A 17,579-nucleotide genomic window follows, 5' to 3' on the forward strand; every position below is an offset into this window, starting at 1 on the left:
CAAACGGGAGCCCCGCAGTATGAACATCATTTATTACCACCCCTTGTTCAACGCCCAGGAATGGCTGGCAGGCATCAAGCAACGCCTGCCGCAGGCCGAGATCCGCGAGTGGCAGCGCGGCGACGAGCGGCCGGCCGATTATGCGCTGGTGTGGCGCCCGCCGCACGAAATGCTGGCCAATCGTCGCGATCTGAAAGCGGTGTTCGCCCTCGGCGCCGGCGTTGACGCGATCCTCGATCAGGAGCGAAAGCACCCCGGCACGCTGCCCGCCGGCGTACCGCTGCTGCGGCTGGAGGATACCGGCATGGCGCAGCAGATGCAGGAATATGCGCTGAGCTATGTGCTGCGCTATTTCCGTCGTTTCGACGAGTATCAGGCGCTTCAGCAGCGGCAGGAGTGGCAGCCGCTCGATCCGCACTCGCTGGATGATTTCACCATCGGCATCCTCGGCGCCGGCGTGCTGGGGCAGAGCGTGGCGCGCAAGCTGACCGAGTTTGGCTTTAGCGTGCGCTGCTGGAGCCGCAGCGCCAAACAGATTGACGGCGTGCAAAGCTTCGCCGGGGAGGCGCAGCGCGCGGCCTTCCTCGACGACGTCAAATTGGTGATCAACCTGCTGCCCAATACGCCGGAGACCGTCGGCATCCTCAACCGCGAGCTGTTCGCGCAGTTGAGCACGGGCGCCTATCTCATCAACATCGCGCGCGGCGCGCATCTGGTGGAGGCCGATCTGTTGGCGGCGCTCGAGCAGGGGCAGCTGGCCGCCGCCACGCTGGACGTGTTCGCCCGCGAGCCGCTGCCGCAGGATCACCCGTTCTGGCGTCATCCGCGTGTCACCATTACCCCGCATATTGCTGCCATCACGTTGCCGCAGCAGGCGATGGATCAGATCGCCGCCAACATTCGCGCGCTGGAGGCGGGGCATGCCCCGGCCGGCGTGGTCGACAGGCAACGGGGGTACTGATCCTTCAGCCGCCGTTCGGTAACTGATAAGCTGACACCGTCATCGCGCCTGCTTGTACCTTTGCGGGCGGGCCCTCTGGAAGGAGAAACAATGTATCCCGTTGATTTGCATATGCACACCGTCGCCAGCACCCACGCTTACAGCACGCTGCACGATTACATCGCCGAAGCCCAGCAGAAGGGCATCAAGCTGTTCGCCATCACCGATCACGGCCCGGACATGGCCGATGCGCCGCACTACTGGCACTTTATGAACATGCACGTGTGGCCGCGCCGGGTGAACGGCGTGGGCATTTTGCGCGGCATCGAAGCCAACATCAAAAACCTGCAGGGCGACATCGACTGCACCGGCCCGATGTTGACCGCCACCGACGTGATCATCGCCGGTTTCCATGAGCCGGTGTTTGCGCCGCAGGATAAAGCGTCCAATACTGAAGCGATGATCGCCGCGATGGCGCAGGGGGACGTGCATATCATCAGCCACCCTGGCAACCCGCGCTACCCGATCGACATTCCCGCCGTCGCGGCGGCGGCGGCCAAATACGAGGTGGCGCTGGAGCTGAATAACTCGTCGTTCACCCACTCCCGCAAGGGCAGCGAGGCCAACTGCCGGGCGATCGCCGCCGCGGTGCGCGATGCCGGCGGCTGGCTGGCGCTGGGCTCGGATTCGCACGTCGCCTTTTCGCTGGGTAACTTTGAGCACTGCGAACGCATCATCGAAGAGGTGGGCTTCCCGCAAGAGCGCATTCTCAACGTCAGCCCGCGCCGGTTGCTGGACTTTCTCGAACGGCGCGGCAAGCCGGCGATTGCGGAATTGGCCGATTTGTGACATCGTCCCGGCAAAATTTTCCGTATTGTATAAGGCATTATCATGAATGAGTTTTCCATTGTTTGCCGCGTGCTGGGTACGCTGTTCTACCGTCAGCCGCAGGATCCGCTGCTGGTGCCGCTGTTCGCGCTGATCAAAGAGGGCAAGCTGCAGCAGCACTGGCCGCTGGAGCAGGATGACCTGCTGAAGCGCCTGCAGCAGGGCTGCGACGTCAACCAGTTGGCGACCGACTTCAACGCGATGTTCGTCGGCAGCGAATGCAGCGTGTCGCCGTTCCGCTCCGACTATGTCGAAGGCGCAAACGAAGCCGAAGTGCGCACCTTCCTGCAGCAGCGCGGCATGCCGCTGGCGGAGGCGCCGGCCGACCATTTCGGCCAGCTGCTGCTGGCGGCGTCTTGGCTGGAAGATCAGTCGCAGGAAGATGAAGCGCAGGCGCAGATCGCCCTGTTCGACGAGTTCCTGCTGCCGTGGTGCGGCCGCTTCCTCGGCAAAGTGGAAGCGCACGCCACCACCGGTTTTTACCGCACGCTGGCGCTGATGACCCGCGACGCCATCCAGGCGATGCGCGACGAGCTGGCGGAGTACGAGCAGGACGACGAAGCGGGCGACGAAGAAGCGTAACGCCGCAGCCATCCCGGCGGGCCGCCCGGCCCGCTAAACACAGGTTTGCATCCCCCAGACGTAAATTGACAAAAGATCCCCTAATCTGGCGGTTTACCGTCGGTTCGGCCGCGCCTGCGCGCCGCGCTTTTTCACGCAAGGGGTAGATGATGAAAAGTAACTGGATGCAGCAGATTCAAACGTTGATCGGGCAGAAGGCCGGCGCGATGGGCGGGGCGGAAGGCATCGGTAAGCTGCTGGCGCCCACGGCGCTGGGCGGCCTGGTCGGCGTGCTGTTAGCCAACAAATCCTCGCGCAAGCTGGTGGGCAAGTTCGGCAAGAATGCGCTGATCGTCGGCGGCAGCGCGGCGGTGGGCGCGGTGCTGTGGAACAAGTACAAGCAGCGGGTGAAAGAGACCCACCAGGGCGAACCGCAGTTCGGTTTGCAAACCACGCCGGTGGATCTGCGCGCCAAACGCCTGGTGCAGGCGCTGGTGTTCGCCGCCAAGAGCGACGGCCATATCGATGCCGACGAGCAGCGTGCCATTGATCACAGCCTGGCGCAGCTGCAGGTGGGGGAGGAGGCGCAGGGTTGGGTGCAGGAAGCGCTCGATCAGCCGCTCAACCCGGAGCTGATCGCCCGCAGCGTGCAAAACGAAGACGAGGCGCTGGAGGTTTACTATCTGAGCTGCCTGGTGATCGACGTCGACCACTTTATGGAGCGCGGCTACCTCGATGCGCTGGCGCAGGCGCTGAAGATCCCGGCGGACGTCAAGCAGGGCATCGAGAGCGACGTCAACGAGAAAAAGCGCGAGCTGGCATAGCGCCGCTTGGCAAGCCGGGGGGAATCGTGTCACTCTTGCCGCAATCTATGTAAGCGGATGATTTAGCAATGATGACCCCACCGAAAGCGGAAAAACGCCCTTATCCCATCACCATCCACGGCGACACGCGCGTGGATGACTACTACTGGCTGCGCGACGACGAGCGCGCAGACCGCCAGGTGCTGGACTACCTGCAGGCGGAAAACGCCTACACCGATGCGATGCTGAAACCGCAGCAGGCGCTGCGCGAAACCCTGTACGAAGAGATGGTGGCGCGCATTCCGCAGCAGGAACATTCGGTGCCTTACGTGCGCCACGGCTATCGCTATCAGACGCGTTATGAGCCGGGCAACGAATACGCGATTTCCGTGCGCCAGCCGCAGGCCGAGAGCGAGCACTGGGAGGTGCTTATCGACGGCAACCAGCGCGCCGAGAACCACGAGTTTTACACCCTGGGCGGGCTGGACGTCAGCCCCGACAACCAGCTGCTGGGGGTGGCGGAGGATTTCCTGTCGCGCCGCCAGTATGACATTCGCTTCAAGAACCTGGCCGACGGCAGCTGGGCGAACGAAGTGCTGGAGAACACCTCCGGCAGCTTCGAGTGGGCCAACGACTCCTCGACGATCTACTACGTGCGCAAGCACGCCAAGACGCTGTTGCCGTATCAGGTCTATCGCCACGTGGTGGGCAGCGATCCGCAGCAGGACGAGCTGATTTATGAAGAGCGGGACGATACCTTCTACGTCGGGCTGGAGAAGACCACCTCCGAGCGCTTTATCCTGATCCACCTTAGCAGCACCACCACCTCGGAGATCCTGCTGCTGGACGCCGATCGTGCGGACGCCAAGCCGCAGCTGTTCGTGCCGCGCCGCAAGGATCACGAGTACGCCATCGATCATTATCACCAGCATTTCTACATCCGCTCCAACAAGGACGGCAAGAACTTCGGCCTGTACCAAAGCGAACAGGCGGACGAAGCACAGTGGCAGACGCTGATCGCCCCGCGCGCCGACGTGATGCTGGAGGGCTTCAGCCTGTTCCGCGACTGGCTGGTGGTGGAGGAGCGCAGCGCCGGCCTGACGCTGCTGCGCCAGATCCACTGGCAGACTGGCGAAGAGAAGCGCATCGCCTTCGACGATCCGACTTACACCACCTGGCTGGCGTATAACCCGGATCCGGAGACCGCGCTGCTGCGCTACGGCTATTCGTCGATGACCACCCCGACTACGCTGTACGAGCTGAACATGGACAGCGGCGAGCGGACGATGCTCAAACAGCAGGAAGTGAAGAACTTCACGCCGGAAAACTACCGCAGCGAGCGAGTGTGGGTGAAGGCGCGCGACGGCGTCGAGGTGCCGGTCTCGCTGGTGTATCGCCAGGACAGCTTCCAGCGCGGCGCCAACCCGCTGATGGTGTACGGCTACGGCTCCTACGGCAGCAGCATGGATCCGGCGTTCAGCGCCAGCCGCCTGAGCCTGCTCGATCGCGGTTTCGTGTTCGTGCTGGCGCACATTCGCGGCGGCGGCGAGTTGGGGCAGCTGTGGTATGAAGACGGCAAGCTGTTCAACAAGCAGAACACCTTCAACGATTTTATCGACGTGACCGAAACGCTGGTCGCCCAGGGATACGGCGACGGCAAGCGGGTGTTCGCCATGGGCGGCAGCGCCGGCGGCCTGCTGATGGGGGCGGTGATCAACCAGGCGCCGCAGCTGTTCCACGGCGTGGTGGCGCAGGTGCCGTTCGTCGACGTGGTGACCACCATGTTGGACGAGTCGATCCCGCTGACCACCGGCGAATATGACGAGTGGGGCAACCCGAACGAACAGGCTTATTACGACTACATCAAGCAGTACAGCCCGTACGATCAGGTAAAGGCACAGGCATACCCGCATCTGCTGGTGACCACCGGCCTGCACGATTCGCAGGTGCAGTATTGGGAGCCGGCCAAGTGGGTGGCCAAGCTGCGCGAACTGAAAACCGACGATCGGCAGCTGCTGCTGTATACCGACATGGATGCCGGCCACGGTGGCAAGTCCGGGCGCTTCAAGGCCTATGAGGATATTGCGCTGGAGTACGCCTTCATTCTGGCGCTGGCGGAGTAACGGCGAACGGCGGGCGGCCTGTGCCGCCCGCCGTGTTAGCCAATCAGATAGTATTTCAGCGTGTGCTTCATGTCCGGGCTCAGATCGTCGATGGATTTCAGCATCCAGCGCAGATAGCCGGGATCTTCCTGGGCGATGCGATCGATCTCCTGCCCGCGATATTTGCCGAATTTGAACTTCTTCAGCAGCACCGGTTGTTCGGTGATCTGCACCATTTGCTCCGGCGTCCAGCCCGAATCCTTGATGATGCGTTGCAGCAGCGCGGCGGTGACGTAGCAGTCATACAGCGCGCGGTGCGGGTATAGCGTGGCGTCTGCCGGTAGCTGCACGTCCAGGTTCAGCGCGTAGCGCAGATATTGGTTGCCGTACTTGATGTCCGGATACAGCGTACGCGCCAGCTTGAGGGTACAGATCCAGGCGCCGTTCATCTCCGGCAGCACGCCGCGATCGAAAGCGGCGTTGTGCGCCACATAGTAAGGGCTGCCCTGATAGCGGCCGATCGCCACCGCGATGCGCGGTTTGCCTTCCACCATCTGTTCGGTGATGTGATGAATCGCCATCGCGTCGAGGCTGATGGGGCGATCAGGGCTGACCAGATCGCTCATCGGGTTGGTTAACTGACCGTCGAGCAGATCGAGGGAGGCCACTTCCACCACGCCGCCGTCCAGCCCACAGGTCTCGGTATCTATTACGCGTAACGTCATGTTTTCCTCCGCGTTGCCGTCAGGCCTCAGCTTAACCGGCACAGACGGCCGTGCCAACCGCACCTTGCTGCTGGCAATAAAAAACCCGCCTTGGCGGGTTTAATGACGGATGGAAGGACGCTTACTCACCAGACGGATGCGCTTTTTTGGCGCGTTTCTCCGCACGTTTCTCAGCTGGGGTTTTCAACGGCTTCTTCTTCGCATTCTTTTTGCTATCCATTCCCTTACTCATGATGGCCTCTCGTTACCTATGATTGGGTGGCTTGCTCAGCCATTAACCGCCTAAAGCCAAGAGGATGCAAGCGGCAAAGTGCAGGTTTAGGTTAACTGGCTGTTTGTGCGTGAAATTTTGTTTTTTGATGACCAGGTGCTAAAAATTAATATTATGTTATAATATTACACTTTTGATATTGGGAGAGCGCAATGACAGTCATGACGTTACCGGATGCGCAGCAACTGCTGGCCATGCCGGATTCTGATTATATGAACTCGATTCAGCGGGCGTTTTTCCGTCAGCTGCTGCAGGATGAGCGGCAAAAACTGTTGCTGCACATCGATGAGCTGAAAAAAGAGATCGACGGTGGTGAAGCGACGGGCGATGAAGCCGACAAGGCGGCACGCGAAGAGGATCTGCGCCTGCTGTTCCGCCAGTTGGATCGCGAAAGCCGCCTGTTGCCGAAAATCGATGCGGCGCTGGCGCGATTGCAGAACGGCGAGTACGGCTACTGCCGGGAAACCGGTGAACCTATCGGGCTGGCGCGGCTGCTGCTGCGCCCGACGGCAGAGCTGAGCATCGAAGCGAAAACCGCACAGGAGATGCGCGAGCCGCATATGCGCAAAGGTGGCTAATTGAGTCCTGCCGGGGGGCGAGCTCGCCCCTCAACCGATCGGGCCTGTGGGCATTTTGCAGGCAGGTCGTTGCGATTTTGAGCAAACGCGCGCCGAGTTCTCGGCGCGCGTTCGAGTTTTCGGGTTTTACCGTTGACCTGCCGGGCGGCTTCCGCTTTGATGAAAGCATGACTCACAGAGAGACGGAAAGCGCCATGGAACAATTACGAGGTTTGTACCCGCCGTTAGCGGCATACGACAGCGGTTGGCTGGACACTGGGGATGGCCACCGGATCTACTGGGAGCTGAGCGGCAACCCGAACGGTAAACCGGCGGTCTTCATTCACGGCGGGCCGGGCGGCGGCATCTCCCCGCATCATCGTCAGCTGTTCGATCCGGAACGCTACAAGGTGCTGCTGTTCGATCAGCGCGGCTGTGGCCGCTCCCGTCCGCACGCCAGTCTGGACAACAACACTACCTGGCATTTGGTGGCCGATATCGAGCGGCTGCGCGAAATGGCCGGCGTCGACCAATGGCTGGTGTTCGGCGGCTCCTGGGGATCAACGCTGGCGCTCGCCTATGCGCAGACCCACCCGGAGCGCGTCAGTGAAATGGTGTTGCGCGGCATTTTCACCCTGCGCAAACAGGAACTGCATTGGTATTACCAGGATGGCGCTTCACGCTTCTTCCCGGACAAATGGGCGCGCGTGCTGTCCATTCTGTCGGATGACGAACGTAAAGACGTGATCGCCGCCTACCGGCAGCGGCTGACCTCGGCCGATCCGCAGGTGCAGCTCGAAGCGGCCAAGCTGTGGAGCGTGTGGGAAGGGGAGACGGTGACGCTGTTGCCGAGCCGCGAATCCGCTTCGTTCGGCGAGGATGATTTCGCGCTGGCGTTCGCCCGCATTGAAAACCACTACTTCACCCATCTGGGCTTCCTGGAGAGCGACGACCAGCTGCTGCACAATGTGCCGCTGATCCGCCATATTCCGGCGGTGATCGTCCACGGCCGCTATGACATGGCCTGCCAGGTGCAGAACGCCTGGGATCTGGCCAAAGCCTGGCCGGAAGCGGAATTGCATATTGTGGAAGGGGCGGGGCACTCGTATGACGAGCCGGGCATTTTGCACCAGCTGATGATCGCCACCGACCGGTTCGCCGGCAAGTGACGTAAAAAACCCGCCGTTACGGCGGGTTTTTTATTACTTGACCTTCGGCTCGTACGGCAGGCGCGAAAACCTGTGGGATTCCGCGCGGTAGTGGGCCACGCGCTCGCGAAAATAGTCGCGCAGCGGCTCCGGCTGCTCGCGCTCCACCACTTCCGGGATCACCGGCATGTTGTAGCGCTCTTTGTACGCCACGCCTGAGGCGGCGAGATCCACGTTCACCCTGTCCATTTCTTCTTTGGACAACTCGGCCAGATTGTAAACCACCTTATGCTCCTTACTTTGCCGCATTGAACCTGCGCAGAAGGTAATCCACCCGGCGGCGCTTGGCAAGCCCGTTGCGCCGCCGTCGCGGGCGATATTTATCCAGGAGTAATGCAATCTATTTATTCTTTTAAATAAGAATGATTCGCTTTTTGATTTAAATAAAAGATGGAAATAATTATCATGTTAATTCTCAATGCGGATTTAATATTTTAACTTTATGATATTTAAATGATTTATAATAAATGTGTTTTGAGTGTAAATAAGGTGTTTTTATTTTTACGGCAGCAGGGCATAATGCGCGGAAATTAAATTCATGACCTGCAAAATAAAAGGAATCATTATGCTGACGCAAGAAATGACTCAAAAGCTGAATGAGCAACTGAATCTGGAGTTCTACTCCGCCAACCTGTACCTGCAGATGAGCGCATGGTGCAGCGATAAAGGCTTTGAAGGCGCCGCCGCATTTCTTAAAGAGCACTCTCAGGAAGAGATGCAGCATATGCAACGTCTGTTCGACTACCTGAGCGACACTGGCTCTTTGCCGCTGTTGGGCAGCATCGCCGCGCCGCCGGTGGCGTTCGAATCGCTGGCGGACGTGTTCCAGCAGACCTACGAACACGAACAGCTGATCACCCGTCAGATCAACGAACTGGCGCACGCCGCCATGACCGCACACGATTATTCCACCTTTAACTTCCTGCAGTGGTACGTGGCGGAGCAGCACGAAGAAGAGAAACTGTTCAAATCCGTGCTGGATAAGCTGGCGCTGGTGGGCACCAGCGGCAAAGGCCTGTTCTTCATCGACAAAGATCTGAAGAAAATGGGCGCGATGGGCCAAGGCGGCAACGGCCAGGCTTAATCTGCAACAGAACACCGAAAAACCGCGCGCGGGCGAGCCTGACGCGCGGTTTTTTTTACCCTGCGTTTATCGCGGTTATGCGGCGATACGTGCTGCCGGATCGCAAAATGCCAGTGATGCGCTCGACTTGCCGCAGCGTGGTCGTTATGATTTACCGCGATACGCTACAGGGATGGTAGAGTCAAAACAGCGGGTTAGCCGATACGACCCGTTTTTTCTGTTACCCGTGGCGCAATCATTTGCGGTGGGTTGGGGCCGCTGATACATCGCCTTGGCTGTGGCCTTAACCCTTATGACCCTCTTTTACTGTTAAGGGATACCACTGTGATCGGTAAAATTCGTTCCTCCTGTCGCCTGCTTTCCACCGTTTTCGTCCTGTTCGTCGGCCTGTCTTCGCAGCAAGCGCTGGCGCACGCCCACCTGAAAGTGGAAACGCCGAAGGCCGACGCCAGCGTCAGCCCGGCGCCGAAGGCGCTGACCCTCAGCTTCTCCGAAGGTATCGAGCCGAACTTCAGCGGCGTGAAAATCACCGGCCCGGACAACGCCGTGGTGAAAACCGGCAAGCTGCAGCTCGATCCGAACAACAACACCCAGGTCAACGTGCCGATCGAAGGCGAGCTGAGCGCGGGCAAATACAACGTCAGCTGGCATGTGGTTTCGGTCGACGGGCATAAAACCAAAGGCCAGTACAGCTTCACCGTAAACTGATCGTGAGTCTGGCGACCCTGTTCGTTCTGTGTCGCTTGGTGCACTTTGCGGCGGTGATGCTGATGTTCGGCATCAGTCTGTTCACCGCCTTACTGTCACCGCAGCGCCTCTCCCCGAACCTCTCCCGCGATGTGCGCCCGCTGCTGCTTGCCGGCACCTGGATTGCCGGGCTTTCCGCCGTGGCGCTGCTGGCCATTCAGGCCGGGCAGATGGGCGACGGTTGGGAAGACGCCTGGCGGCTGGAGGTCTGGTGGGCGGTGCTTGGCACCACCTTCGGCGAAGTATGGCGCTGGCATCTGGGCCTGTCGCTGCTGGCGATTCTGAGCCTGCTGCTGCCGGAACGGCCGCGCGCGCAGGCGTTGGCGCTGTGTTCGGCGCTGCTGCTAGTCAGCCTGGCGTTCATCGGCCACGCGGCGATGCACGAAGGCACGCTGGGCGCGCTGCACCGCGCCAACCATGCGATACACCTGCTGGCCGCCGGTTACTGGTTCGGCTGCCTGGCGCCGCTGCTGGTTTGCCTGCGCTACCTGCAGCCGCCGCAGTGGCGTAGCGACGCCATCACCACGCTGATCCGTTTCTCGCGCTGGGGGCACCTGGCGGTGGCGGCGGTGATCGTCACCGGCATCGTCAACAGCCTGATCATTCTCGGCGGTTGGCCGCTCAACCTCAGTTCGCCTTATCAACGCCTGCTGCTGATCAAAGCCGCGCTGGTGGCGCTGATGGTGATGGTGGCGCTGGCCAATCGCTACGCCATCGTGCCGGCGATGAGCCGCGTGCCGGCGCTGGCGCAGCGCGGCGTGGTGCTGGCCTGCTGGCTCGAAGTCGGGTTGGGGATGGCAGTGCTGCTGCTGGTCAGTTTATTTGCAACCTATGCGCCGGTATGACATTTCAGCTTGCCGCAACCGGGCAAGCTGCGGGAAAATCGACGCGAATAGCAACCTTAAGGCCAATACATGAAATCGGTATTACTCGGCATTACGCTGCTGGCAACCGCGACCGGCGCGCTGGCGGCAGACAAACTGGTGAACATCACCAAACTGGAGTACGGCAAACAGTGGGCGTTCACCAAGGAAGAAGTGACGCTGCAGTGCCGCAGCGGCGGCGCGCTGTTCGTGCTCAACAACAGCACCCTGATGCAATACCCGCTCAACGACGCGGCGGAGCAACAGGTGAAGAAGGGCCATCAGCGTGCGCAGCCGCTGGAGGTGCTCCTGCTGGACGACCCTGCCGAACCGGGGAAAAAAATGAGCCTGGCGCCGTTCATTGAACGCGCCGAGAAGCTGTGCGCTGACTAACCGCTTGTTTGCCAACGCCTTGCCCAACGCGCGCGGATTGATGCGCATTTGCCGCATAGTTATTTCGTCACGAAACTATCACGCGGCCGCCGGGCGGCTGGCAAAACTGGCGTGGTAGGCTACTCTTAAAGTGCACGGCTGAACAAGCCCTGCATTAAATGCCAACTTTTAGCGCACGGCTCTCTCCCAAGAGCCATTTCCCTAGACCGAATATAGGAATCGTATTCGGTCTTTTTTTGTGTGATTGATTTATAAGCCTTTTTTTTCTAAAAAATCGAAATTACTCGAAATTTACTCGAATTTTGATATTCGGTTTTTTACAGCATCACGTACTCCTTCCCCCTCGTTTTGAGATATTTCAGCGTCATCATTTCGGTTGTATGCCCCAGCAGCTTTTGAGCAAATGCCTTGTCGTTCTGCTTTTCGTACAGGCGGCCGGACAGGCTTCGGATCTCGTGGAACGTCGGCGGGCTTTCCTGAAACTCCAAACCTGATGCTTTCCGTGCGGCCACAAATTTTTTCGTTAACCTGTTGGGATGAATCAAGCCAGGCGTTTAGCGTGTATTCGTGGCTGCCCTTGATTTTCTCCAGGAGCAGAACGGGAGAGTCATTTTGCTCGATATAGTGGCTGGCCCCAATCGTCTGGGCGATAGCCTCGTGTCGCGAAATCTGACCGAGAGAGAGCTCCTTTTTGGTGACTGGATTGCGCCAGTAGAACGCGTTCCGGTTTCGGCGGAATGTCAGGTTTTTCGGTAAGCGCATGTCATAACTCTCTCTTCGCCGTATCATTAATCACTTCGGTGAAACAACTGTAACCAGCGAGGTACAATGTTCAATCTCGATACGTTAGGGCTCGCGGCCACTGTGGCAGCGAGCGGGATCACGCCCGATTATCAGGCAATACTCAATACGCTGACCGGTTATTTCCAGCAGATTTATGGTGACGACGTCTATCTGGCGTCTATCAGCAAAGATGGTCAGATGCTGGCGATCTATGCGCACGGGATCCATGACTCGAACAACATGACGATCGCCGTCTATAACTCTTTGAGCCCCGCAACGGCGTAGGGACGCGGTTTGGCCTCCAACGTTAAAATTAACGGCATCTCAGTAACGCCAGCGTCCCGCTCCACTGCTGATGTGCGGCTCGTGGGGCAGGTCGGCTCACTGATCACCAACGGCACAGTGCGCGACAGCAACGGCATCATGTGAGTGTGGTCATCGGTATCGATGGTTCGGTGACCGTGACCGCGACATGCCAGATTGATGGCGCTGTTGTGGCACCTGCCGGCAGCACCGACACGCGGCTGGCAGTCGGTAACCAACCCAAAATATCCTGATCTAATGAGGTAATGGGCAGATTAACGCCTATACGGGAATTGTTAATTTTCCAACCCCATATCCAACTACGCCATTCATCGTTATACCTGCAAAATCGCCGACAATAATCGTTATATCAATGCTGTTAACTACACAAAAACAAGGTTTGAGTTTTATGGTTTTATCCCGACAGACGATGAAAATATCGACAGTTACTCTTGTGTTCCGATAGGTTGGTAATCTGCTGGCAGGTGGCTTATCATTGCGTCAATAACCAAAGGAACTGACATGTCTCAGCGCAATGATATTATTGACTTTTTTAGAGGTGTAGCGGTTATGCTCGTTACTGCCTTTCACCTTTTCTTATGGTCCGGTTCTTTAGGTCGACCGCTACCATTCGGCTTCGATGTAATGGGGCTCTTTGGTAACGGGTGGATCGGCGTTGGAATGTTTTTTGTAATTTCAGGCTATTGTATGACTGGCTCAAGTGGAAAAGCATTTTCAAGTGGCTTTTCAGCAAAGAAGTATGGCATCTATTTTTTAAAAAGATACTTACGGATAGCTATTCCGTTTTACATATCAATCGCGGTTTGGTTTGTTCTAATTCGAGGTTTTGGCATTGCAATAAAACCTACAGGATTCTTTGATGTAATATCCCATGTTTTATTTATTCACAATTTTTCAGAAAAGACATTCTTCTCAATTAGTGGGGTTTATTGGTCGCTCGCTGTTGAGATGCAGTTTTATTTAATTCTCCCAGCCCTGGTTGTTTTGTTTACTACTGCTTTGAGAAGGGTTATTTTGCTGGTCAGTGTGTTTGCAATTAGCATTTTGATTAATCTTTACAGTGAGAATCAATTGTTAACATGGGGTATTCCATCTTACCTTTCACTTTTCGTTTTGGGGTGGCTTTGTGCTATGTATCAAAACGAAATAGGTTCATTTATAAGAAAGATGAACGCTCAATGGATATTAGTTGCATTATTTATATTGCTTCTTTTCTACAAAGGACATGGCTTTAACAACAAGGTTAAGCTGTATGAGGTGTTGATTTCATCGTTTTTTGCATTGTTAATGGTGTCACTTATTAATCGGTTCTCAGAAAGAAGTGTGCCTAACGTTGTGCGCAGTGTAGCATTTGTAGGGAAATGCTCGTTTTCTATTTATTTGTATAACTATATTTTCTGGGCACTGGACAGAACCGACTTAACCCCGGCTAAATTATTTATGGCTTTTGCTTTCGTGATAGGATTTGGCATCTTAATGTATCTAGCCGTTGAAAGGCAATCAGAGAAATTAAGGAAAAAAACCATAAGAAAAGCAGAGGCTAAATTTGCAGTGCAATAAGTAAGGAGTTCAATGTAAGCCCTGGGCAATCCGGGGCTTTTTTATCCGCGCCCCAATTAAAAAAACCATTTCATGATCTGAATCATTTCGGAGAATTTTCTATGTCATCTGAAGGATTACCCGTTGATGGTGTCTTTGGCACAAACATTGTGCTGGGAGCCCGCAGCACGCAACAAGCAACAGACGAAACAAAGAGCAGCTTGTCTGCAGATAGCGTAACTCAGTCCGCTGATGCCGCGTTTAAGTTTAGCCGTGAGGTGAAAGCAGCAGCAGTGGCAGTATCTGACGATGCAGACCGCGCTGAGGCTGCCACAGAAAATGCTCAGAACATCACGGAGACCAATACTTACATTGATCTCCTCTCTGATTTAGCACGGTACTGATTTTGGGATAGGGTCAGGTAGCTGGATACTCTCATTAGGACTAGTGCAGCAATGGGGACGGTCAACTGTAACCACGGATGCACGGAAAACCTTAGCATCACAGCACCAGGAAATAATTCTGCTAATGGAGTATTTGGGACGAGCGGACTTGGGATGGACAGGCTATGCTGATAATGATGATGTGTTGCAATACCTCGATAAATGTGACGTTTGAGGTATTTTAAAGTTGACATTTGGTTATCGAGCATTAAATTATTGGCTCTCAACTTCAAGTTAAAAGGATGTCTAACAATGACAAAAGGATATGTGTCTTTTTTATCAATTATTCCATTTGTAGTGGCTAATTATGCATATGCATTTTCTACGGCAAATATTGGCGAAATTATTAATAAAGAAATAATTGCCGCCAATGGTAAGCAAATTACTATCAAAGCCAATGAGCCGGGTGAGATTAAATCTACAATAAAGCTTGGTGTTGGGCAAGCTATTGAGTTTTCGCCAGGAGTATGGACTTGCAGTGCGTCACCTTGCATTGTAATTGATAATGCATCCCAAGTTATTGGCTCTGGAATCTATCGAACTCAGTTAAAATTAGCTTCAGCTTCTTCCGGGCCTATTATTCAAAGTGCTGGCTATGAAAAACTATCAAGCCTGAGCGAAAAGAATGCATTGAAAATTGCATCGCCATTAGATGGTGATAGAAAAAGTCTTCCTGGTGTTAAATACATAAAAATAAAAGACATTACTATTGATGGTGGTGATGGAAAAAAAGCCAACGTTAATGGTGTTGAAATATACGGCTTGTGGTTCTGGCTTGAAGATGTATCAATCGAGCGGTTCTCTGGAGATGCGTTAGTTACTCAATTTATTCCAAGCGGTTCTGTTCATCCAGATGAAAATGACGCAATGGAGTCTTACTTTACACGAGTGAAATTAATTAGCAATAAAGGCAACGGATGGACGATGCGAGGACCGCATGATTCGATCGTTTCTGGGATGATTGCTGCTAACAATGGAGGATGGGGGATTGATGTTCTGCACAAGGAGGGCTTTTATAGTGGAGGAGGTCTAATGCTTACTAATACTCATCTGTATGCTAACGGTAATGGCATGAGGACTGAGTCAGGGGCGAATATTCTTGCTTATGGGATTGAAAGTGAGGCAAATAAAGGTGTGGGTTTGCTGCTGCGTTCTAATGATTCTATAGTGCAAGGAACATTTTATGCCAACAGAACGTATGGTGTTCAAATAGGTGATGATGAGTCTTATTCTGGTGTTAATAACCTAAATCTTCAACTCCATAACAATAAAATAGCACAACTCAAATGGGGGAATAACGCAGGCCATAATATGATTAATGCTGTTGTATTTCCTAATGACTCTAGCCAGAGGTATTTCGAGGGGAGGCCTTCAAATACTGACTATGTGGCAACGTCTGGGCCCAACGCTGTTCAGCAGTTCCCCGGCGGAGTTTCGATGGATAGCGATCGGAACATGTATGGGATAAAAGAACCCATAAACTAACTTTTTCCCCTCTTAGTCTACTATTGATTTAATCACTCACCCCGGAAAATCCGGGGTTTCTTTTATTTTTTTATAGAGACGCTTTCATTGTTTTTGCATAAAGGATTCGTATTCTGCCTTTTTATCTGATTGATTTATAAGCCCCCCTAGGTCATCTGCAACTATCCTCAGTCTTCTTTTCGAGCTGCCATATCCCAACCCGATCTCCATCCTTATTCCCCACCCGCACATATCGCTAATTTAGCCGCACCAAAAGTCATTACGTCATTTATGGCGCTGATAAGCTCCGGTCATTGCTCCCATCACCGGTTAAACGAGAGTGGCATTATGGGGAATATCAAGGCATTAGACGTTGTAAAAGGAAAACCGCTTTGAACGATCGGTTGAGCCAATTGAAGAGGGCGTTGCCCGGCTCTCTCGAGGCGTGGCGTGAGGGGGCTTTACCCTCTGATTGGGGGCAAGTGGCTAATCCTGAGGTGGTTGCCGTCCTGTTGGCGGAGTGGGAGGCGCTAAGCGAATTGGCGTCTCTGTTCGAGACCGCCACTGAAACCCCAACCGATCCCGCCGCGTTTTGGCAGGCGCGTGCCGAGCTGATGGCGCAGCGCAATCGTGAACTCCGTGCCCAACTGGCGACGCCAATCCGTTTGCCCGGCGCGCGGGTGGCCTTTTTTGGCTATGTGAAAACCGTGGTGATGGACGCCAGGCAGGTGAAGGCGGCGATTCGTGATGCCGGTTTTCTCATCGATGCTGATGATAAAAACGACAGCGTACCGTCATGACCCCTGTCCTGTAACGTATGAGTTTGGAGAATAAGTGCGAGCGAATAATGTCGCTCCTGTGATACGGAGCAAGGTTCAATTCATCCGGTCAATTTGTTAGGATTGCTTGACCTACATGACTATTGGTGCAGTACATTGAAAATTAAAGCGTTGTTATTTGTTGCGTTGGCCGCGCTGGCCGGCTGCAGCCAGGAGGGAACCTCGATGAATCAGCCCGCAAACGAGAAAGGCGGCCAAACGGAAGTGTTGCTGGTGAACAGCGCGCTGGTGGACTGCGTGGGCGTCGGCCCGATGAAATGCATGCAGGTGCGCCGCTCCGCGCAGCAGCCGTGGGAGTTGTTCTATACCGGCATCGAGGGCTTCACTTTCGAACCCGGCTATCAGTATCGGCTGAAAGTGCGCGTCACTCCGGTGGAGAACGTACCGGCCGATGCCTCATCGCTGCGTTATACGCTGATTGAGCAGTTGGAAAAGAACAAGGCGTAATGGATCTCCCTCGTCACCACCAACTGGCGTTTCATTCGGTGGTGACGTCTTCAGGAAAGTTTGTCTTTTTTCTTTCTTCTGGAGGATTCGAAAGTGGCGAAGGCATGTGCAAGAGCAAACCCCAACGCACAGTAGCGTAGAGGCCAATTTTCTTTGGCCAATGTTTCAGAGTCAGCAATAAACATCGCGTTGCCGTTGGCAAAAAGGGTAAATTGCCAGCAAAGGATTAAAAAGCATATCGTAACCAGAACGACATAACCCTTGGAACCCAGAGACGGTCTGAAGCCGTATTTCACGGCCAGACAGGCCGCGGCAGCAAGAGTAGAAAGAATATAATATAAAGTCGGTTCCATTACTGTTCCTGGTGATTTTATCTTCCCTGGATTTCGACCGAAAAACAGCCACACCATAGCGCAACGCCAGAAGCATGATCAACTTTTGCTGATTTGAAGAGGGAAGGCTTGAACGCGCTGAGGGTGCGAAGCGTGGCGCGTGGAAGCATCACGATGCGGAGTTGGGCAACCCTGATCCCTCGACTAAACTGGTCTGTTCACTGCGCTTGTTTTCGCACTTTCTTAAGTATATCGAGAAAATCAGG

Annotated in this window: 19 protein-coding genes and 3 pseudogenes; 17 read left to right on the top strand and 5 right to left on the bottom strand. The window is 55.2% G+C overall.

Annotated elements, in window-relative coordinates:
• The first annotated feature begins 19 nt into the window (after positions 1-19).
• From ghrA to QDT79_RS13755, 5 genes are all read left to right on the top strand, one after another.
• Entirely contained in the window at positions 20-961 is a 942-nt protein-coding gene (gene ghrA, locus QDT79_RS13735) for a glyoxylate/hydroxypyruvate reductase GhrA (protein WP_308316619.1), read from the top strand.
• A 90-nt stretch (positions 962-1,051) separates the two neighbouring features.
• Positions 1,052-1,789, top strand: coding sequence for a phosphatase (locus tag QDT79_RS13740; protein WP_004928821.1), 738 nt, complete (start codon positions 1,052-1,054; stop codon positions 1,787-1,789).
• A 42-nt stretch (positions 1,790-1,831) separates the two neighbouring features.
• Positions 1,832-2,410 (top strand): TorD/DmsD family molecular chaperone, encoded by a 579-nt coding sequence (locus QDT79_RS13745; protein WP_063989542.1) that lies wholly within the window; start codon positions 1,832-1,834, stop codon positions 2,408-2,410.
• Between the two features lie 149 nt (positions 2,411-2,559).
• Positions 2,560-3,213 (top strand): tellurite resistance TerB family protein, encoded by a 654-nt coding sequence (locus tag QDT79_RS13750; protein WP_038875883.1) that lies wholly within the window; start codon positions 2,560-2,562, stop codon positions 3,211-3,213.
• 68 nt (positions 3,214-3,281) lie between these two features.
• Positions 3,282-5,315 carry a S9 family peptidase gene (locus QDT79_RS13755; protein ID WP_130017901.1) on the top strand — a complete coding sequence of 678 codons (2,034 nt, stop codon included), beginning with the start codon at positions 3,282-3,284 and terminating at the stop codon, positions 5,313-5,315.
• Positions 5,316-5,350: 35 nt separating this feature from the next.
• On the opposite strand, the gene exoX is transcribed toward QDT79_RS13755, so the two are convergent.
• A complete protein-coding gene (gene exoX, locus QDT79_RS13760) occupies positions 5,351-6,019 on the bottom strand; it encodes an exodeoxyribonuclease X (protein WP_004928833.1) in 669 nt (222 codons plus the stop codon).
• Positions 6,020-6,442: 423 nt separating this feature from the next.
• Between exoX and dksA the strand changes: the two genes are divergently transcribed.
• Positions 6,443-6,868, top strand: a complete 426-nt coding sequence (dksA, locus tag QDT79_RS13765; RefSeq protein ID WP_063989544.1) for an RNA polymerase-binding protein DksA — start codon at positions 6,443-6,445, stop codon at positions 6,866-6,868.
• A 194-nt stretch (positions 6,869-7,062) separates the two neighbouring features.
• Complete coding sequence (gene pip, locus QDT79_RS13770; protein WP_063990329.1) at positions 7,063-8,016, top strand: prolyl aminopeptidase; 954 nt, start codon at positions 7,063-7,065, stop codon at positions 8,014-8,016.
• A 33-nt stretch (positions 8,017-8,049) separates the two neighbouring features.
• Here pip and QDT79_RS13775 read toward each other — a convergent pair whose 3' ends face one another.
• The gene (locus tag QDT79_RS13775; protein WP_063989545.1) at positions 8,050-8,280 is read right to left on the bottom strand and encodes a DNA polymerase III subunit theta; all 231 of its coding nucleotides are present in this window, start codon (positions 8,278-8,280) and stop codon (positions 8,050-8,052) included.
• Between the two features lie 340 nt (positions 8,281-8,620).
• Here QDT79_RS13775 and ftnA point away from each other — a divergent pair, with 340 nt between their 5' ends.
• From ftnA to QDT79_RS13795, 4 genes are all read left to right on the top strand, one after another.
• Positions 8,621-9,139 carry a non-heme ferritin gene (ftnA, locus tag QDT79_RS13780; protein ID WP_025302449.1) on the top strand — a complete coding sequence of 173 codons (519 nt, stop codon included), beginning with the start codon at positions 8,621-8,623 and terminating at the stop codon, positions 9,137-9,139.
• 324 nt (positions 9,140-9,463) lie between these two features.
• Positions 9,464-9,847 (top strand): CopC domain-containing protein YobA, encoded by a 384-nt coding sequence (yobA, locus tag QDT79_RS13785; RefSeq protein WP_004940886.1) that lies wholly within the window; start codon positions 9,464-9,466, stop codon positions 9,845-9,847.
• A 2-nt stretch (positions 9,848-9,849) separates the two neighbouring features.
• Positions 9,850-10,731: a copper homeostasis membrane protein CopD gene (gene copD / locus QDT79_RS13790; RefSeq protein ID WP_308316620.1), complete on the top strand. Its 882-nt coding sequence runs from the start codon at positions 9,850-9,852 to the stop codon at positions 10,729-10,731.
• Positions 10,732-10,800: 69 nt separating this feature from the next.
• Positions 10,801-11,142, top strand: coding sequence for a YebY family protein (locus tag QDT79_RS13795; RefSeq protein ID WP_025302452.1), 342 nt, complete (start codon positions 10,801-10,803; stop codon positions 11,140-11,142).
• A 317-nt stretch (positions 11,143-11,459) separates the two neighbouring features.
• On the opposite strand, the pseudogene QDT79_RS25090 reads toward QDT79_RS13795, so the two are convergent.
• Together QDT79_RS25090 and QDT79_RS25095 are read right to left on the bottom strand one after the other, a co-directional pair.
• Positions 11,460-11,690: pseudogene (locus QDT79_RS25090) on the bottom strand (tyrosine-type recombinase/integrase); the annotation flags it as partial.
• 106 nt (positions 11,691-11,796) lie between these two features.
• A pseudogene (locus QDT79_RS25095) lies at positions 11,797-11,931 on the bottom strand (tyrosine-type recombinase/integrase); the annotation flags it as partial.
• Positions 11,932-11,970: 39 nt separating this feature from the next.
• On the opposite strand from QDT79_RS25095, the pseudogene QDT79_RS13805 reads away from it, so the two are divergent.
• The 6 genes and pseudogenes from QDT79_RS13805 to QDT79_RS13830 all read left to right on the top strand — a co-directional run.
• Positions 11,971-12,474: pseudogene (locus QDT79_RS13805) on the top strand (hypothetical protein); the annotation flags it as partial.
• A 276-nt stretch (positions 12,475-12,750) separates the two neighbouring features.
• Positions 12,751-13,809: an acyltransferase family protein gene (locus QDT79_RS13810; protein ID WP_063989550.1), complete on the top strand. Its 1,059-nt coding sequence runs from the start codon at positions 12,751-12,753 to the stop codon at positions 13,807-13,809.
• A 101-nt stretch (positions 13,810-13,910) separates the two neighbouring features.
• Positions 13,911-14,192, top strand: a complete 282-nt coding sequence (locus tag QDT79_RS13815) for a hypothetical protein (protein WP_107226954.1) — start codon at positions 13,911-13,913, stop codon at positions 14,190-14,192.
• Positions 14,193-14,483: 291 nt separating this feature from the next.
• Entirely contained in the window at positions 14,484-15,716 is a 1,233-nt protein-coding gene (locus QDT79_RS13820; protein WP_146158876.1) for a hypothetical protein, read from the top strand.
• 371 nt (positions 15,717-16,087) lie between these two features.
• Positions 16,088-16,495 carry a hypothetical protein gene (locus QDT79_RS13825; RefSeq protein WP_308316621.1) on the top strand — a complete coding sequence of 136 codons (408 nt, stop codon included), beginning with the start codon at positions 16,088-16,090 and terminating at the stop codon, positions 16,493-16,495.
• 135 nt (positions 16,496-16,630) lie between these two features.
• Positions 16,631-16,981, top strand: a complete 351-nt coding sequence (locus tag QDT79_RS13830; protein WP_004940949.1) for a DUF4377 domain-containing protein — start codon at positions 16,631-16,633, stop codon at positions 16,979-16,981.
• Positions 16,982-17,031: 50 nt separating this feature from the next.
• On the opposite strand, the gene QDT79_RS13835 is transcribed toward QDT79_RS13830, so the two are convergent.
• Positions 17,032-17,334 carry a hypothetical protein gene (locus QDT79_RS13835; RefSeq protein WP_308316622.1) on the bottom strand — a complete coding sequence of 101 codons (303 nt, stop codon included), beginning with the start codon at positions 17,332-17,334 and terminating at the stop codon, positions 17,032-17,034.
• Positions 17,335-17,579: the final 245 nt, after the last annotated feature.

Origin of the sequence: Serratia marcescens, assembly GCF_029846115.1 — a bacterium.
Lineage (GTDB): Bacteria > Pseudomonadota > Gammaproteobacteria > Enterobacterales > Enterobacteriaceae > Serratia > Serratia marcescens_L.

What these genes read in the sequence shown, in the direction of transcription:
- ghrA (WP_308316619.1), top strand. Translation starts at nt 20, where the DNA reads ATGAACATCATTTATTACCACCCCTTGTTCAACGCCCAGGAATGGCTG.
- QDT79_RS13740 (WP_004928821.1), top strand. Translation starts at nt 1,052, where the DNA reads ATGTATCCCGTTGATTTGCATATGCACACCGTCGCCAGCACCCACGCT.
- QDT79_RS13745 (WP_063989542.1), top strand. Translation starts at nt 1,832, where the DNA reads ATGAATGAGTTTTCCATTGTTTGCCGCGTGCTGGGTACGCTGTTCTAC.
- QDT79_RS13750 (WP_038875883.1), top strand. Translation starts at nt 2,560, where the DNA reads ATGAAAAGTAACTGGATGCAGCAGATTCAAACGTTGATCGGGCAGAAG.
- QDT79_RS13755 (WP_130017901.1), top strand. Translation starts at nt 3,282, where the DNA reads ATGATGACCCCACCGAAAGCGGAAAAACGCCCTTATCCCATCACCATC.
- exoX (WP_004928833.1), bottom strand. Translation starts at nt 6,019, where the DNA reads ATGACGTTACGCGTAATAGATACCGAGACCTGTGGGCTGGACGGCGGC.
- dksA (WP_063989544.1), top strand. Translation starts at nt 6,443, where the DNA reads ATGACAGTCATGACGTTACCGGATGCGCAGCAACTGCTGGCCATGCCG.
- pip (WP_063990329.1), top strand. Translation starts at nt 7,063, where the DNA reads ATGGAACAATTACGAGGTTTGTACCCGCCGTTAGCGGCATACGACAGC.
- ftnA (WP_025302449.1), top strand. Translation starts at nt 8,621, where the DNA reads ATGCTGACGCAAGAAATGACTCAAAAGCTGAATGAGCAACTGAATCTG.
- QDT79_RS13795 (WP_025302452.1), top strand. Translation starts at nt 10,801, where the DNA reads ATGAAATCGGTATTACTCGGCATTACGCTGCTGGCAACCGCGACCGGC.
- QDT79_RS13810 (WP_063989550.1), top strand. Translation starts at nt 12,751, where the DNA reads ATGTCTCAGCGCAATGATATTATTGACTTTTTTAGAGGTGTAGCGGTT.
- QDT79_RS13815 (WP_107226954.1), top strand. Translation starts at nt 13,911, where the DNA reads ATGTCATCTGAAGGATTACCCGTTGATGGTGTCTTTGGCACAAACATT.
- QDT79_RS13820 (WP_146158876.1), top strand. Translation starts at nt 14,484, where the DNA reads ATGACAAAAGGATATGTGTCTTTTTTATCAATTATTCCATTTGTAGTG.
- QDT79_RS13835 (WP_308316622.1), bottom strand. Translation starts at nt 17,334, where the DNA reads ATGGAACCGACTTTATATTATATTCTTTCTACTCTTGCTGCCGCGGCC.